Raw genomic sequence first — 13,347 nt, forward strand, 5'->3', positions numbered from 1 at the left:
GAAGCTGATGAAGCTGGCATGGGACGCGGTGGGCACCGAGTTCGGCGGCCGCTGGGAGCTGTACGAGATGAACTACGCCGGCAACCACGAGCAGATCCGGGTCGACGCCGTCCTCGCCCAGCGGGCCACCGGGCGCTTCGACCGGTACCGGGAGCTGGTGGACACCTGCCTGTCCGAGTACGACGAGAACGGCTGGACGGTGCCGGACCTGATCAACCCCACCGACACCACCGTCATCGGCACCGGCGGGGCGGCGAACGCGGCTCGCTGAGTCCCGGGCGCGGAGCGAGCCGGACGGCACCTGCCGTCCGGCTCGCAGTGTTTCCACGGACGGGCACAGAAGAAGAGCCTGCCCGCCGGATCGGGGGTGTCCGGCAGGCAGGCGATCAGGGGGAACGGGCGCGCTACGAGGGGCTGTTCCAGTAGCCCTTGGCGAAGACGTTGTCCGCCGCGACGCCGTACGAGGGCAGCAGCTTGCGCAGCCGGGCGGCGACCCGGCTCTCGGTGAGCACGTAGGCGCGGCCGAGGCCCTCGGGCGGGGTGAACGCGTCGAGCTCCCGCTCCAGCAGGTCGGGCGTCCCGGCCGGGCGGGAGCCCCGGTGCAGCCAGCGCGGCGTGCGGGCCGACAGCGGGAGCTGGTCGAACCGGTCGGTGACCTCGATGAACGCGTAGGTGTCGACCTCCGGGCCGAGCGCCTCGACCAGGGCGGTGACGGCCGGCAGCGATGCCTCGTCGCCGAGGAACAGGTGCCAGTCGGCCGGGCGGAGCTCGAGCTTTCCGCGCGGGCCGACGAACTCCATGGCGGACCCGGGCCGGGCGCCGTCCGCCCAGCGGCTGCCCGGCCCGTGGCCGTGCAGGAACACGTCGACGTCGATCTCGCCGGTGGCCGGCCGGGACTGCCGGATGGTGTAGCGGCGCTTGACCCGGCGGCCGTCGTCGTCGAGGAACAGCTCGATGTCCCGGGCGGGCCCTATGTCGACGCCGACCAGGGACTCGGCGCTCGCCGTCACCCGCGTCATGCGGGGGGTGAGCTGCTCCACCGCGGTCACGATGGCGGTGCGGACGTCGCGCTTGGGACGCAGGGAGGAGAACATGGTCGCTCCGGTTTCGCAGTGGGCTGATGAGGTACGGGGCTCTGGGGAGGTCAACTCGGGGACGCGGGCTGGGACTTGGGCTCCCTGAACCAGGTGGTCACCAGTAGGCCGGCGACCAGCACCACCACCGCCACTATCCGGTACCCGATGGTCAGCGCGTGGGTGAAGGAGTCGACCACCCGCAGGTGTTCCTCGACCCCGAGCGCCTCGGAGTCCCTGATCGCCTGGGCGGAGGAGTGTGAACCCTTCAGGGCGTCGGGCAGCGAGGTACTGAACCGCGCGTTGAGCACTGTGCCGACGATGGCCACGCCGAGGGCGCTGCCGAGCTCACGGGTGGAGCTGTTGATGCCGGAGCCCAGGCCCGCCTGGGTGGGCGGCAGGGAGCCCATGATCCCCATGGAGAGCGGCGGCGCGGTGAGGCCCGCGCCCGCCGCCATGATCAGCAGGTACAGGGCGTACAGCGGGTACGGCGTGTGCCGGTCGGCGAGCGAGAGCAGCGCGAGGCCGACGGTCACGCTCCCGATGCCCGCGGCGACCACCGGCCGGGCGCCGAAGCGCTTGGCGAGACCGATGCTGCGCCGGGAGACCAGCAGCATGCCGGCGGCGAGCGGCAGGATGCCCAGGCCCGTGGCGAGCGGCGAGAAGTCCTTCACGTACTGCAGGTACTGGGCGTTGACGAAGAACAGGGCGAACATCCCGAAGAACGTCACGCCGATGCCCAGCGCGCCGGAGCGGATCTTCGGCAGCTTGAACAACCGCGGGTCGAGCAGCGGGTGTTCGCGCTTCAGCTCGTACAGGACGAAGGCGACGAGCAGCACCACCGCCGCGGCGAAGCCCACCAGGACCGGGGCCGAGGCCCAGCCCTCGCCCGGGCCCTCGATGATGGCGTACAGCAGGGAGAGGAACCCGCCGATCAGCAGGGCGGCGCCCACCGGGTCCTGGCTGACCTGCCGGACGGGGGTGATCGGCACTGCGGCGCGCACCAGCAGCAGCAGGGCCAGGGCGATCGGGGCCGAGGCCCAGAACAGCGACTGCCACGGCAGGTACTGGAGCACCGCGCCGCCGCCCAGGTTGCCGACCACGCCGCCGAGGCCGGTCATGGCGGTCCAGGAGGCGATGGCCTGTGGCCGCTCCGCCGGCGGGAAGACGTTGACGATCACCGAGAGGGTGGCGGGCAGTACCAGGGCCGCGCCGATGCCCATCACCGCGCGGCCGGCGATCAGCAGGGTGCTGCCCGTGCTCACGGCCGAGACCACGGAACCGAGGACGAAGACCGCCAGGCCCGAGGACAGGGCCCTCCGGTGGCCGAAGTGGTCGCCGAAGACCCCGGCGGGGATCAGCAGGCCGGCGAAGACGATCACGTAGGAGTCGACGATCCAGAGCAGTTCGGAGGAGGACGGATGGAGGCCGCTGTCGCCGATCTTCGGGATGGCCAGATTGATCGCGGCGACCATTCCGACCACCAGGACGACACAGGCGCACAGGAGGGCGAGTATCTGCCGGCGCCGGTCGTGGCCGCCGCCGGGTGCGGGCGGGGCGGTCGTCGGTGCGGCCGTTCCGCGGATTTCGGGCATGGCTGGTCCACGCTCTCTGCGAAGGGGTTGCGAAGGGGTTGCGAAGGGATCGGGGCAGGGACCACGTGGTCACGTGAGGCGGTCGGGCCTGTGGGGTGACGAAGCGTCACCTCCGTGCCGGCGGCTCCGACCGGGCACTTCCCAGACTAGGAAGCGGCGGGATGACACTCAACTGCACATATCAAAAGGAATAGTTGATTTGAGCGCAAAGACGCAGGTCAGAGAGGTGCTGTTGCCAAAAGGATCTAGTTTCCCTCTGGTAGCTTGCCTTTCATGCAACCATCAGGTCTTGACCTCAACCTGTTGATAGCGCTCGACGTACTGATGGAAGAGGGCAGTGTCACGGGGGCCGCCCTGCGGCTGCACGTGTCCGTCCCGGCGATGAGTCGCACGCTCGGCCGCATCCGCAGGATGCTGGGCGATCCCGTGCTCGTCCGGGCCGGTCAGGAGATGGTGCCGACGCCCAGAGCGCTGGCCCTCCGTACCCGGGTGCACGCGCTGGTGGAGGAGGCTCTGGAGATCCTCCACCACGACAGCAGTCCCGATCTGGCCACGCTGAGCAGGTCGTTCACCCTGATCGCGCACGACGAGATCGTGCACGCGGTCGGCGCCCGACTGATGGCACGGGTGCGGGACCAGGCACCGCTGGTCTCGCTGCGGCTGCTCGCCGAGGCGCCCTCGGACACGCTCGGGCTGCGGCACGGCGAGGTGGCGCTGGAGATCGGGGTGATCGGCCACACCCAGCCCGAGAGCAGGGTGGAGCCGCTGATGAGCGACCGGCTCGTGGGCGTGGTGCGGCCCGGACACCCGCTGTCCGAGGGAAGGGTGACGCCGCGTCGGTTCGCCTCCGCCCGCCATCTGGTGGTCTCGCGGCGCGGCCGGCTCAAGGGCCCGGTGGACGACCAGCTGGCCGAGCTGGGGCTCGTACGGACGGTGGTGGCCTCGGCGCCGACCTTCGCCGCCGCGCTGTTCGTGGTGCGCGACGCCGACGTGGTCGTCATGGTCCCGGAGAAGCTGTGCCGCGAGGCGGTGCGCGCGCTCGGGCTGACCTCCTTCCCCATCCCCGCCGAGATGCCGCCCATCGAGATCTCCCAGGCATGGCACCCCCGCCTGGACGCGGACGGCGCGCACGCCTGGCTGCGCGGCTGCGTGCGCGACGTCATGGCCCAGTACCGACAGGACTAGGCCGCGTCTTTCGGATTACGCCGGGCGGTCGCCGCCGGGGCACGCACCTCGACGGCTTCTCGTCGGTCACCAATGTCCCCCAGCCTTCGGCCGGGAGGTGCCCCCACCGCAGTGGCTCGGAGGGGTTGATGAGACATGACGGTCCGTCTAGGCTCTGAAACGGGCACCACCGAAGGATCGGGGAGGTTCCGACATGCAGAAGACCGCACCGACCCCGTCCCAGGGCGTGGTCAGCCGGACCGGGCCCAGACGCAGCGAGAGCATCCGACTCGCGGTGATCAACGCCGCGGACGACCTGTTGGTCGAGCGCGGCTTCACCGCGCTGACCATTGAGAGCATCGCCGGGCGCGCCGGCGTCGCCAAGCAGACCATCTACCGGTGGTGGAAGTCGAAGGTGGACATCCTCGTCGAGGCCCTGGACGACGACGCCCGGGACGCCCTGCGCTGGGAGCCGGGTACGGGAGACGCCCGGCAGGACCTGGAGGCCCACCTCCTACGGGTGGCCGCCTTCCTGGAGGAGCCGGCGGGCCGGGTGCTGCACGCCCTGCTGAGCCACGCCCAGCTCGATGCGGAGGAGGCGGAGAGGTTCGGACAGGGGTTCCTGGCCGCGCAACGGGAGCGGGACGTCGAGGGGCTGCGGGAGATCCTGTACTGCGATCTCGGTCACCGCGTCGACCGGGTCACCGCGGAACGCTTTCTGGACGTCCTCTTCGGCCCGCTGCACTATCGGCGGCTCACTTTCCGTGAATCCGCGGACGTGGAACTGGTGAGAGCCACCGTGCGACTGGTCCATGAATTGGCCGTGGAAAGCGCACGGCCCTGATTCCCCTTCTTCGCGGCCGGCGCCGTTATTCCCGGGCCGCTGTTTACGTCGTGCTCAATTGTGGTTGAATCACGCAATGATTCGGGGGCGTATTCCGCGATCACGGAATACGCCCCCGAATCATTGCGCCAAAGCGCCCCCGCCCGCTACGTCACGCTGATGTAGCCGACTCTGATTCCCTGGACGACGGCCTCGGTGCGCGAGGCCGCGCCGAGCTTGATGAAGATCGAGTGCAGGTGGACCTTGACCGTGCACTCGGAGATCCCCAGTGCACGCCCGACCATGCGGTTGGAGAACCCCTCCTTGATGCCGTTGAGCACCTCGCGCTCTCGCGGAGTCAGCGCGGAGGCCGCTCTCCCGTGATGTGAGTTTCCTACCATGCGATTTCCCCCCTAAATGACATGGACGCCCAGGCGGTGTCGAAGGTTCCCGTGGGCGCGCGCCCGGCCGAGCGGCTCCCGGGATTAGCACCATAGACAATTTCGCCTTGCCATTCGGAGTCTACACGTCTAGTGGTACGACAAGAAACTAAATGTTGCCTCGATCACAAAGGCATGCCTGAGAGCGGAGCCGACCGCTCCGAATGAGTCACGAGGTCGTGTCTTTCGGTCATGGCATAAATACGCGAAGTATAAGGACGTGAAAAAGGGAGCGGCCGCACGGGGAATCCCGTGCGGCCGCTCCCGGGGCGGGCCCGGCGTCAGTCGCCGCGCCCAGGGTCGCTCCGGCCGCCGCCCTCGCCGGTCTCCATGGATGTCCCGTCGCTCCGACCGGACGGGTGGAGGCCCTCACAGTCGCCGTCCAGCCCGGGGGCGTCCGGCCGCGCCAGCAGCAGGAAGTGGGTCACCGCCTCCGGATGGTCCTGGAGGCCGGTGGCCGCCGCGACCAGTCCGTACCGCTGGGCCGCGAACTCCCCGGCCAGCGCCGCGTCGTGGCGTCCGTCGCGGACCAGCCGGGCGGCTTCCGCGTTCGACCGTGCGGCCACCCAGCGCGCCCGCGGCAGGTGCGCGGCCAGCCAGGCGGCGACCTGCGGGCGCGCGTGCGGGTGGCCGGAGACCGTGCGGACCTCGCCCAGCGAAGTGCTCGGGCGGACCAGCAGGGCGAACTCGATGCTGAGCACGACCTCCCGCACCACGGCCAGCCGCGGCCCCTCCGCGATCGCGCGCAGGGTGTCCGGCACGAACCCGGCCACGGAGTTGTGCATCGGCAGCATGGCCGCGTCCACGGCCTCCGACCGGACCATCGCCAGGGCCTCACCCGCCGTCGCGGCCTGCACCACCTGCGCGGCGGCGGCCTGGGGGACGGTGTAGAGCGCCTGCTCGGTGAAGGTGCCCTCCGGGCCCAGGTAGGTGAACCGCGGCTGCCGGTGCGAGGTCGCGGCTCCGGCGGCGCGGTCCACCCCCAGGTCGGGCATGAGCGTTCTCATCTCACGCGGCGGCCACGGCCGCGTCCACGGCCGCCGCCGCCGCGCTCTTGGCGCGCCGCAGCTCCTTGTCCTCCAGCAGGCCGGGGGCGAAGGCGGCCGCGTCGATGGTGACGCTGGCCGCGATCCGGCCGGCTTGTTCCACCTCGACGGTGACCTTGGTCAGCAGTCGGCCGGCCTCGGTGAGGTCCGACTCGTCCATCCGCAGGCGCAGCGTGGCGGCCACCGGGAAGAGGAAGTTGGAGAAGGCGGTGTTCATCGAGTTCAGCACGATGTAGTAGCGCTGCTGCGGCCAGCGGGAGGTGATGAAGTGCTCGACCACCGCCACGTACATCTGCCGGGCCGCCTCGACGGCGACCATCCCCTGGACGTGGACGCGGTCCTGCACGTCGACCAGGAGCTCGTTGTGGTCGTGCAGCCGCAGGGCGGCCTCGTAGGTGTCCTCGTCGATCCGGGTCAGCCCGGCGACCAGCACGTTGTCCTGGCGCGCCTTGTGCAGGTCCTGACGGCCGGCCGGTTCGGCGGCGTCGTGCAGCAGGACGAGTACGTCGGCGAGGCCGCGCCTGGCGATCGCGTCCCGCAGGTACGAGGCGTCGAACGAGCCGATGCCCTGGCCGGCGACCACGCGGACGGGCTCCCGGACGGCGTCGAGGTCGCCCGCGTCGAGGGCCCGGGTGAAGGCCGTGAAGGTCTCGGCGCCGACGGCTTCGGCGAAGTCGCGGAAGCGGTCGCCGACGACCAGGCGGGAGGTGGAAGTACCTGTCATGGATTGCCTCCTGAGGGGAAGTCAGAGTGCCAGGCGGGTGTGCCCGGGCCACGCCGTCCCAGCTTCGAAGGACGGCGACGGCGGGAACAGTCGGCCCTTGGTGCTAGCGCCCGGCGTCTAGTTCCCGCGGCCAGGGTGCGCAGCCGGGAGTTCTGGGGCCTGATCCGAAGACACGGCCTAGACCTGTGGCACTACCTTCATCGGCCGACTGCCGCCCGGGTGCCGTCCGCTCGAAGCTGGGGTGGGGAGGCCCGCCACTTGCACCGGACCCACGAGCGGCCCCAGGAACGGGCGAAGGAGCCACAGCCACATGACAGTTCTGCATCCACCGGACGTCCACGCCGGCGCCGCGGCGCTGCTGCCCGGCCCGGAACCACTGAGCCTCATCGACCGGGGAGGCGGCACCGGGGACATCGCTCCCTCGGTGCTGCTCGACCTCCACCGGCACCTCGTGCGGGGCCGGCGCTACAACCTCCAGGCCACCGCGCTGACCAAGCAGGGCCGGCTGGCCGTCTACCCGTCCACGACGGGGCAGGAGGCGTGCCAGGCGGGCGCGGTGCTGGCGCTGGAGGAGCGGGACTGGATCTTCCCGACCTACCGCGACACCCTCGCCCTGCTGGTGCGCGGGCTCGATCCGGTCGAGGTCCTCACCCTGCTGCGCGGCGACTGGCACAGTGGGTACGACCCGCGCGAGCACCGGGTCGCCCCGCTCTGCACCCCGCTGGCCACCCAGGCGCCGCACGCGGTCGGGCTGGCCCGGGCCGCCGCCCTGCGCGGTGAGGACCTGGTCGCCCTGGCCTTCATCGGCGACGGCGGCACCAGCGAGGGCGACTTCCACGAGGCCGTGAACTTCGCCGCTGTCTACCGCGTCCCGGTCGTCTTCCTGGTTCAGAACAACGGCTACGCGATCTCCGTCCCGCTGCACAAGCAGACCGCTGCGCCCAGCCTCGCCCACAAGGCGGTCGGGTACGGCGTCCCGGGCGTGCTGGTGGACGGCAACGACGCCGTCGCCGTGCACCAGGCCGTACGGGCGGCGGCGGACCGGGCGCGGGCCGGCGGCGGCCCGACCCTGATCGAGGCGGTCACCTACCGCCTGGACGCCCACACCAACGCCGACGACGCCACCCGCTACCGGGAGGCCGCCGAGGTCGAGCACTGGCAGGGCCGTGACCCGGTGGACCGGCTGGAGGCCCACCTGCGGGAGTGCGGCCTGCTGACCGAGGAGGCCGTCGCCCGGGCCGGGCGGGAGGCCGAGGAGCTGGCGGCGCAGCTGCGCAGCCGCCTCGCCGACGACCCGGCGGTGGACCCGATGAGCCTCTTCGAGCACGTCTACGCCCGTCCCACCCCCCAGCTGCTCGAACAACGGGCCGCTCTGGCCGCGGAGTTGGCCGACGTCGAGGAGGCCCGATGACCGCCGTCACGGAGATCACCACCCCCGCCGGCGCGGGCCGGGCCGCGGAGGCTGCGCCGGTGACCATGGCCGGCGCCCTCAACCGGGCCCTGCGTGACGCCCTCGCCGCCGATCCCGACGTCCACCTGCTCGGCGAGGACATCGGCGCCCTGGGCGGCGTGTTCCGGGTGACCGACGGGCTCGCGGCGGCATTCGGTGAGGAGCGGGTGTCGGACACCCCGCTCGCCGAGGCCGGCATCCTGGGCACCGCCGTGGGCATGGCCATGTACGGGCTGCGCCCGGTCGTGGAGATGCAGTTCGACGCCTTCGCCTACCCGGCCTTCGAGCAACTGGTCAGCCACGTCGCGAAGATGCGCAACCGGACCCGGGGCGCCCTGCCGATGCCGCTGACGATCCGCATCCCGTACGGCGGCGGGATCGGCGGGGTGGAGCACCACAGCGACGCCTCCGAGGCGTACTACACCCACACTCCCGGGCTGCACGTCGTGGCGCCGGCGACCGTCCCGGACGCCTACGCTCTGCTGCGGGCCGCCATCGCCTCGGACGACCCGGTCGTCTTCCTCGAACCCAAGCGCCTCTACTGGAGCAAGGGTCTGCTCGAGCCCTCGCCAGGCCCCGCCGTGCTGGGCCGGGCGGCGGTGCGCCGACCAGGCACCTCCGCGACGCTGATCACCTACGGCCCCTCGCTGCCCGTCTGCCTGGAGGCCGCCGAGGCCGCGACGGCCGAGGGCTGGGACCTGGAGGTCGTCGACCTGCGGACGCTGGTGCCCTTCGACGACGAGACGGTCTGCGCCAGCGTGCGCCGCACCGGCCGGGCCGTCGTGGTGCACGAGGCCCAGGGCTTCTCGGGGTTCGGCGCGGAGATCGCGGCCCGGATCACCGAGCGCTGCTTCCACCACCTCGCGGCGCCGGTGCTGCGGGTCACCGGGCTCGACATCCCCTACCCGCCGCCCATGCTGGAGCGCTTCCACCTGCCCGACGTCGATCGCATCCTCGACGCGGTCGGGCGGCTGCAGTGGGAGTACGACATCACTGAGGAGCAGAAGTGAGCACGGCCGCACGGGAGTTCCTCCTTCCCGACCTCGGGGAGGGGCTGGTCGAGGCGGAGATCGTCCGCTGGCTGGTCGCGGTGGGGGAGGCGGTCGCTGTGGACCAGCCGGTGGTGGAGGTGGAGACGGCCAAGGCGGCCGTGGAGGTGCCCTGCCCGTTCGAGGGCGTGGTGACCGGGCTGTGGGCGCAGGAGGGCGAGAGCGTGGCGGTCGGCCGGCCGCTGCTGACGATCGCACGGGCCGACGCGCCGGCGGCCTCCGCGCGGGAATCGGCCGGCGAGGGCTCTGGCAGCGTGCTGGTCGGTTACGGCACCGCCGCCCCGGCCCCGCGCCGCCGACGTGCGGCCGCCGCACCGGACAGGGCCGCGGCGGCGGTGGTGCTGGAGGCCCCGAAGGTGGTGTCGCCGCTGGTCCGGGCCCTCGCCCGCAGCAACGGCGTGGACCTGCACACCGTTCGGGGCAGTGGCCCGGGCGGGCTGATCCTGCGGCGCGACGTCGAGCCCGTGCCCGTACCCGGGGACACCGAGGGCGCCGGGGACACCGAGGGCGCCGGGGACGCCGGGGACACCGAGGGCACCGGGGCCGTCCGGGTGCCGCTGCGCGGGGTGCGCAAGGCGGTGGCCGAGAAGCTGACCCGCAGCCGCCGGGAGATCCCCGACGCCACCACCTGGGTCGACGTGGACGCCACCCGCCTCCTGGAGGCCAGGACGGCCCTCGCCACGTCCTCCGGCGAGCCGCTCCCGGTGCTCGCCCTGCTGGCGCGCATCTGTGTCGCGGCCCTGGCCCGCTACCCGGAGCTCAACGCCTCGGTGGACGTCGACCGGCAGGAGATCGTCCGCCACCGCGCCGTCCACCTGGGCTTCGCGGCGCAGACCGAACGCGGCCTCGTGGTCCCGGTGGTGAGGGACGCTCACCGCCGGAACCCGGGCGAGCTGGCGGCCGAGATCGGCCGGCTGGTCGAGGGCGCCCGGGCCGGCACGCTGACGCCGGGCGAGCTGTCCGGCAGCACCTTCACCCTCAACAACTACGGTGTGTTCGGCGTGGACGGATCGACCCCGATCATCAACCACCCGGAGGCCGCGATGCTCGGCGTCGGCCGCATCCTGCCGCGCCCGTGGGTGGTGGACGGCGCGCTGGAGGTCCGCCGGATCTGCCAGTTGTCGTTCACCTTCGACCACCGGGTCTGTGACGGCGGCAGCGCGGGCGGCTTCCTGCGGACGGTCGCCGACCTCGTCGAGGAGCCGCTGGGACTGCTCGGCACGGTGTGAGCGTACGAAGGGGGCCGGCCACCGCACGGTGGCCGGCCCCCTTCGACGGTTCAGCGGGAGCGGTACTCGTGGAGGGTCACGTGCTCCGGCGGGCCCGGGCGCAGGGGCCCGCCCGCCGTGACCTCGGTGGCGGCCTCGGCGGGCAGCAGCCCGGTCAGGCAGCGCTGGGCGAGCTTCCGGTACTGCGCGGTGCCGTTGCCCTTCCAGGCGATCTCGTCCGCGGTGAGCTCGCGCAGGACCTTCGCCGGGCTGCCGGCCACCAGGTGCCGGGCCGGCACCTCGAAGCGGGACTTGACGAAGCTTCCGGCGCCGACGAACGCCTGCTCCCCGACGACCGCGCCGTCCATCAGGACGGACTTCATCCCGATCAGGCTGTCCCGGCCGACCCGGCAGCCGTGCAGCACGCTGCCGTGCCCGACGTGTCCGTCCTCCTCGACGACGGTGTCGGCGCCGGGGAAGCAGTGCAGCACGCAGCCGTCCTGCACGTTGGAGCCCGCGCGGAGCTCGATCCGGCCGAAGTCCCCGCGCAGGCTGGCCAGCGGGCCGACGTAGCAGCCGGCCCCGATCACCACCGAGCCGATCAGGACGGCGTCCGGGTGGACGAAGGCGGTCGGGTGCACGACGGGGACGGCACCCTCGAAGGAGTAGATGCGTGCCATGTTTTCCTCCTGATCACGAGTGGACGGCCGGTGCGGGCAGCACCGGCCGTCCAGGGGGTGTGCTAGGCGGACGCCGTGGTCCGCCGGGCGCGGAGTTCCTCGAGGGCGTCGTGGCCGTGGATCCATGCCAGCTGGTCGGGCAGCCCGGTCAGCCGGAGGTTGCGCTCCTCGGCCCCCGGGCCGTCGGGCAGTTGGAAGCACTCGGCGTTCCTGCGGGAGCCGGACTGGATCAGCCGGGTGCGCGGCCGCCGCAGCCGCTCGTAGTCGCGCAGCGCGTCGGCCACGCCGTCCGGACGGGCCTCGCCGAGCAGGTGTCCGAGGACCACGGCGTCCTCCAGGCACTGGTTCGCGCCCTGGCCGTGGTGCGGCAGCATGGCGTGGGCGGCGTCGCCGAGCAGGGTCGCCCGGCCCTCGCTCCAGCGGCGCAGCGGCTCCCGGTCGTACAGCGCCCAGCGCCCGGGGCGCTCGGCGGCCGAGAGGACCTCGGTGACGAACGGGTGCCAGCCTTCGAACGCCGGCAGCAGGTCCTCCACCCGGCCCTCGGTGTACCAGGACTCCTCGGTCCACTCGCGGTCGGGCACCACGGCCAGGAAGTTCACGGCCGAGCCGTCCGCGACGGGGTAGGCGATGAAGTGCCGGCCGGGGCCGAGCCACAACCACAGGACGGGCTCGGCGAGTTGGGGGACGTGCTGGAGCCGGTTCATGGGGACGAGCGCCCGGTAGCCGCAGGTCCCGGAGAACACCGCCTCCTGCGGGCCGAAGAGGTGGTCGCGCACGGCCGAGTGGATGCCGTCCGCGCCGATCACCGCGTCGGCCTCGGCCTGGGCGCCGTCCGCGAAGTGCACCACGGCGCCGTGCTCGTCCTGTTCGACCCGTTCGCAGCGGGCGCCGAGCCTCAGGTGCTGCTCGCCCAGTTCGGTGAGCAGTACCCGGTGCACGGCCGCGCGTTCCACCGTCCAGAACGGTGCCCCGAAGCGCTGCGGGTACCAGCCCGCGAGCTGGTGGGACACCATCGTGTCGCCGGTGCGCCAGTGCCGGAACTCGGCCCGTACGGGCTCGGTCGCCGCCTTCGCGAGCGGCTCGGCGACGGACAGTTCGCGCAGGGCCCGGTGTCCGTTCGCGCCGATGGCGATGCCCGCGCCCTGGGTGGTGACCCTGCGGGCCTGTTCGTGGACGACGACCTCGGCGCCCCGGCGCTTCAGCGCGATCGCGACGGCCAGGCCGCCGATCCCGCCGCCGACGACGGCCACCCTCGGCCTCCTAGCGGCCCTGTCCATGGTCCTCCTTCTGGTCGGGCCCGTCAGCCGAGCGGGGCCACTCCGGTGAAGCCGCCCCGATGGAACACCAGCGGCTCGTGGTCGCGGTAGGCCACCCCGAGCACCTCGCCGACCACCAGGTGGTGGTCGCCGAGCGGCTGGGTGAGCTTCAGCGCGCACTCGAGGGTGCCGGGACCGTCCGGCAGAGTGAGGCAGCCGGTCAGAGGCCCGGTCTCCCAGGCCGCGGCCTGCTCGATCCCCTCGCGCCGGTCGGCGGGCCGGGTGAGCAGGCGGACCAGCTCGCGGTCGGTGCTGCCCACGAAGGAGACCGCCCACCTGCCGCTGGCGCGCAGCTGCCGCAGGAACGTGGAGTCCGAGCGCAGGTACATCGACACCAGCGGCGGCTCAAGGGAGACGGAGGTGAACGAGTTGACGGCGATGGCGTCGTGGCGGATCCGCCCGGCCTCCTCGACGACGGTGGTCACCGCGCACACGCCGGTGACGAACTGCCCCAGGATGCGCCGCAGTTCGGGCGGCTTGACGGCCCGGCCGGGGGCCTGGGAGACGCTCACCGCAGGTCCGAGATCGGTCGGCCGGTGCCGATGACGGTGGTGTCGGTGGGGTTGATCAGGTCCGGCACCGTCCAGCCCTTCTCGTCGTACTCGGACAGGCAGGTGTCCACCAGCGCCTTGTAGTGGTCCATCGCACCGGAGTGCTGCTGGGCGTGCAGCAGTTCGTAGCGGATCTGCTCGTGGTTGCCGGCGTAGTTCATCTCGTACAGCTCCCAGCGGCCGCCGAACTCGGTGCCCACCGCGTCCCATGCCAGCTTCATCAGCTTC

15 protein-coding genes are annotated in these 13,347 nt (G+C 72.3%); 6 read left to right on the forward strand and 9 right to left on the reverse strand.

Going from position 1 to position 13,347, the window contains the following annotated elements; translation table 11 throughout:
• On the forward strand, window positions 1–271 hold a 271-nt coding region (locus IH61_RS42185; protein ID WP_037974022.1), incomplete at its 5' end, for a 4-hydroxyphenylacetate 3-hydroxylase C-terminal domain-containing protein.
• A gap of 133 nt (window positions 272–404) precedes the next feature.
• Here the strand turns inward: IH61_RS42185 and IH61_RS0138960 are convergent.
• Both IH61_RS0138960 and IH61_RS0138965 read right to left on the reverse strand, forming a co-directional pair.
• The gene (locus IH61_RS0138960; protein WP_031078997.1) at window positions 405–1,094 is read right to left on the reverse strand and encodes a siderophore-interacting protein; all 690 of its coding nucleotides are present in this window, start codon (window positions 1,092–1,094) and stop codon (window positions 405–407) included.
• Window positions 1,095–1,144: 50 nt separating this feature from the next.
• The gene (locus IH61_RS0138965; protein ID WP_051838746.1) at window positions 1,145–2,668 is read right to left on the reverse strand and encodes an MFS transporter; all 1,524 of its coding nucleotides are present in this window, start codon (window positions 2,666–2,668) and stop codon (window positions 1,145–1,147) included.
• A 273-nt stretch (window positions 2,669–2,941) separates the two neighbouring features.
• Between IH61_RS0138965 and IH61_RS0138970 the strand changes: the two genes are divergently transcribed.
• Both IH61_RS0138970 and IH61_RS0138975 read left to right on the forward strand, forming a co-directional pair.
• On the forward strand, window positions 2,942–3,853 hold the full coding sequence (locus IH61_RS0138970) for a LysR family transcriptional regulator (RefSeq protein WP_031079000.1): 912 nt from the start codon (window positions 2,942–2,944) through the stop codon (window positions 3,851–3,853).
• A 193-nt stretch (window positions 3,854–4,046) separates the two neighbouring features.
• Entirely contained in the window at window positions 4,047–4,676 is a 630-nt protein-coding gene (locus tag IH61_RS0138975; RefSeq protein WP_031079001.1) for a TetR/AcrR family transcriptional regulator, read from the forward strand.
• Window positions 4,677–4,822: 146 nt separating this feature from the next.
• Here IH61_RS0138975 and IH61_RS45390 read toward each other — a convergent pair whose 3' ends face one another.
• The 3 genes from IH61_RS45390 to IH61_RS43715 all read right to left on the reverse strand — a co-directional run bounded on the left by IH61_RS45390 (window position 4,823) and on the right by IH61_RS43715 (window position 6,865).
• Entirely contained in the window at window positions 4,823–5,056 is a 234-nt protein-coding gene (locus IH61_RS45390; RefSeq protein ID WP_078911730.1) for a response regulator transcription factor, read from the reverse strand.
• A gap of 320 nt (window positions 5,057–5,376) precedes the next feature.
• Window positions 5,377–6,090 carry a prephenate dehydratase domain-containing protein gene (locus tag IH61_RS0138985; RefSeq protein ID WP_051838747.1) on the reverse strand — a complete coding sequence of 238 codons (714 nt, stop codon included), beginning with the start codon at window positions 6,088–6,090 and terminating at the stop codon, window positions 5,377–5,379.
• A gap of 13 nt (window positions 6,091–6,103) precedes the next feature.
• Window positions 6,104–6,865, reverse strand: coding sequence for an AfsA-related hotdog domain-containing protein (locus tag IH61_RS43715; RefSeq protein WP_051838748.1), 762 nt, complete (start codon window positions 6,863–6,865; stop codon window positions 6,104–6,106).
• Between the two features lie 310 nt (window positions 6,866–7,175).
• Between IH61_RS43715 and pdhA the strand changes: the two genes are divergently transcribed.
• From pdhA to IH61_RS0139005, 3 genes are read left to right on the forward strand one after another with little or no spacing between them, the layout of a single operon-like run.
• Complete coding sequence (gene pdhA / locus IH61_RS0138995; RefSeq protein WP_051838749.1) at window positions 7,176–8,276, forward strand: pyruvate dehydrogenase (acetyl-transferring) E1 component subunit alpha; 1,101 nt, start codon at window positions 7,176–7,178, stop codon at window positions 8,274–8,276.
• A complete protein-coding gene (locus IH61_RS0139000; RefSeq protein ID WP_031079007.1) occupies window positions 8,273–9,325 on the forward strand; it encodes an alpha-ketoacid dehydrogenase subunit beta in 1,053 nt (350 codons plus the stop codon). Before pdhA ends, IH61_RS0139000 begins: the two co-directional genes overlap by 4 nt.
• Window positions 9,322–10,593, forward strand: a complete 1,272-nt coding sequence (locus tag IH61_RS0139005) for a dihydrolipoamide acetyltransferase family protein (RefSeq protein ID WP_031079009.1) — start codon at window positions 9,322–9,324, stop codon at window positions 10,591–10,593. Before IH61_RS0139000 ends, IH61_RS0139005 begins: the two co-directional genes overlap by 4 nt.
• 50 nt (window positions 10,594–10,643) lie before the next feature.
• On the opposite strand, the gene IH61_RS0139010 is transcribed toward IH61_RS0139005, so the two are convergent.
• The 4 genes from IH61_RS0139010 to IH61_RS0139025 all read right to left on the reverse strand — a co-directional run.
• Window positions 10,644–11,252: a transferase hexapeptide repeat family protein gene (locus IH61_RS0139010; RefSeq protein ID WP_031079012.1), complete on the reverse strand. Its 609-nt coding sequence runs from the start codon at window positions 11,250–11,252 to the stop codon at window positions 10,644–10,646.
• Window positions 11,253–11,314: 62 nt separating this feature from the next.
• Complete coding sequence (locus IH61_RS0139015) at window positions 11,315–12,529, reverse strand: FAD-dependent monooxygenase (protein WP_031079014.1); 1,215 nt, start codon at window positions 12,527–12,529, stop codon at window positions 11,315–11,317.
• Window positions 12,530–12,552: 23 nt separating this feature from the next.
• Complete coding sequence (locus IH61_RS0139020; RefSeq protein ID WP_051838751.1) at window positions 12,553–13,080, reverse strand: flavin reductase family protein; 528 nt, start codon at window positions 13,078–13,080, stop codon at window positions 12,553–12,555.
• Window positions 13,077–13,347, reverse strand: a 271-nt coding sequence (locus IH61_RS0139025; protein WP_324607650.1) for a 4-hydroxyphenylacetate 3-hydroxylase C-terminal domain-containing protein, incomplete at its 5' end; no start/stop codon positions are given. The genes IH61_RS0139025 and IH61_RS0139020, both read right to left, overlap by 4 nt.

Origin of the sequence: Streptomyces sp. NRRL WC-3742 (assembly GCF_000720635.1) — a bacterium.
In the GTDB taxonomy this organism is placed as follows: Bacteria; Actinomycetota; Actinomycetes; order Streptomycetales; family Streptomycetaceae; genus Kitasatospora.

Coding starts and splice junctions, on each gene's coding strand:
- IH61_RS0138960 (WP_031078997.1), bottom strand. CDS start 1,094: ATGTTCTCCTCCCTGCGTCCCAAGCGCGACGTCCGCACCGCCATCGTG.
- IH61_RS0138975 (WP_031079001.1), top strand. CDS start 4,047: ATGCAGAAGACCGCACCGACCCCGTCCCAGGGCGTGGTCAGCCGGACC.
- IH61_RS0138985 (WP_051838747.1), bottom strand. CDS start 6,090: ATGCCCGACCTGGGGGTGGACCGCGCCGCCGGAGCCGCGACCTCGCAC.
- IH61_RS0138965 (WP_051838746.1), bottom strand. CDS start 2,668: ATGCCCGAAATCCGCGGAACGGCCGCACCGACGACCGCCCCGCCCGCA.
- IH61_RS0139000 (WP_031079007.1), top strand. CDS start 8,273: ATGACCGCCGTCACGGAGATCACCACCCCCGCCGGCGCGGGCCGGGCC.
- IH61_RS0139015 (WP_031079014.1), bottom strand. CDS start 12,529: ATGGACAGGGCCGCTAGGAGGCCGAGGGTGGCCGTCGTCGGCGGCGGG.
- pdhA (WP_051838749.1), top strand. CDS start 7,176: ATGACAGTTCTGCATCCACCGGACGTCCACGCCGGCGCCGCGGCGCTG.
- IH61_RS0139010 (WP_031079012.1), bottom strand. CDS start 11,252: ATGGCACGCATCTACTCCTTCGAGGGTGCCGTCCCCGTCGTGCACCCG.
- IH61_RS0138970 (WP_031079000.1), top strand. CDS start 2,942: ATGCAACCATCAGGTCTTGACCTCAACCTGTTGATAGCGCTCGACGTA.
- IH61_RS45390 (WP_078911730.1), bottom strand. CDS start 5,056: ATGGTAGGAAACTCACATCACGGGAGAGCGGCCTCCGCGCTGACTCCG.
- IH61_RS43715 (WP_051838748.1), bottom strand. CDS start 6,865: ATGACAGGTACTTCCACCTCCCGCCTGGTCGTCGGCGACCGCTTCCGC.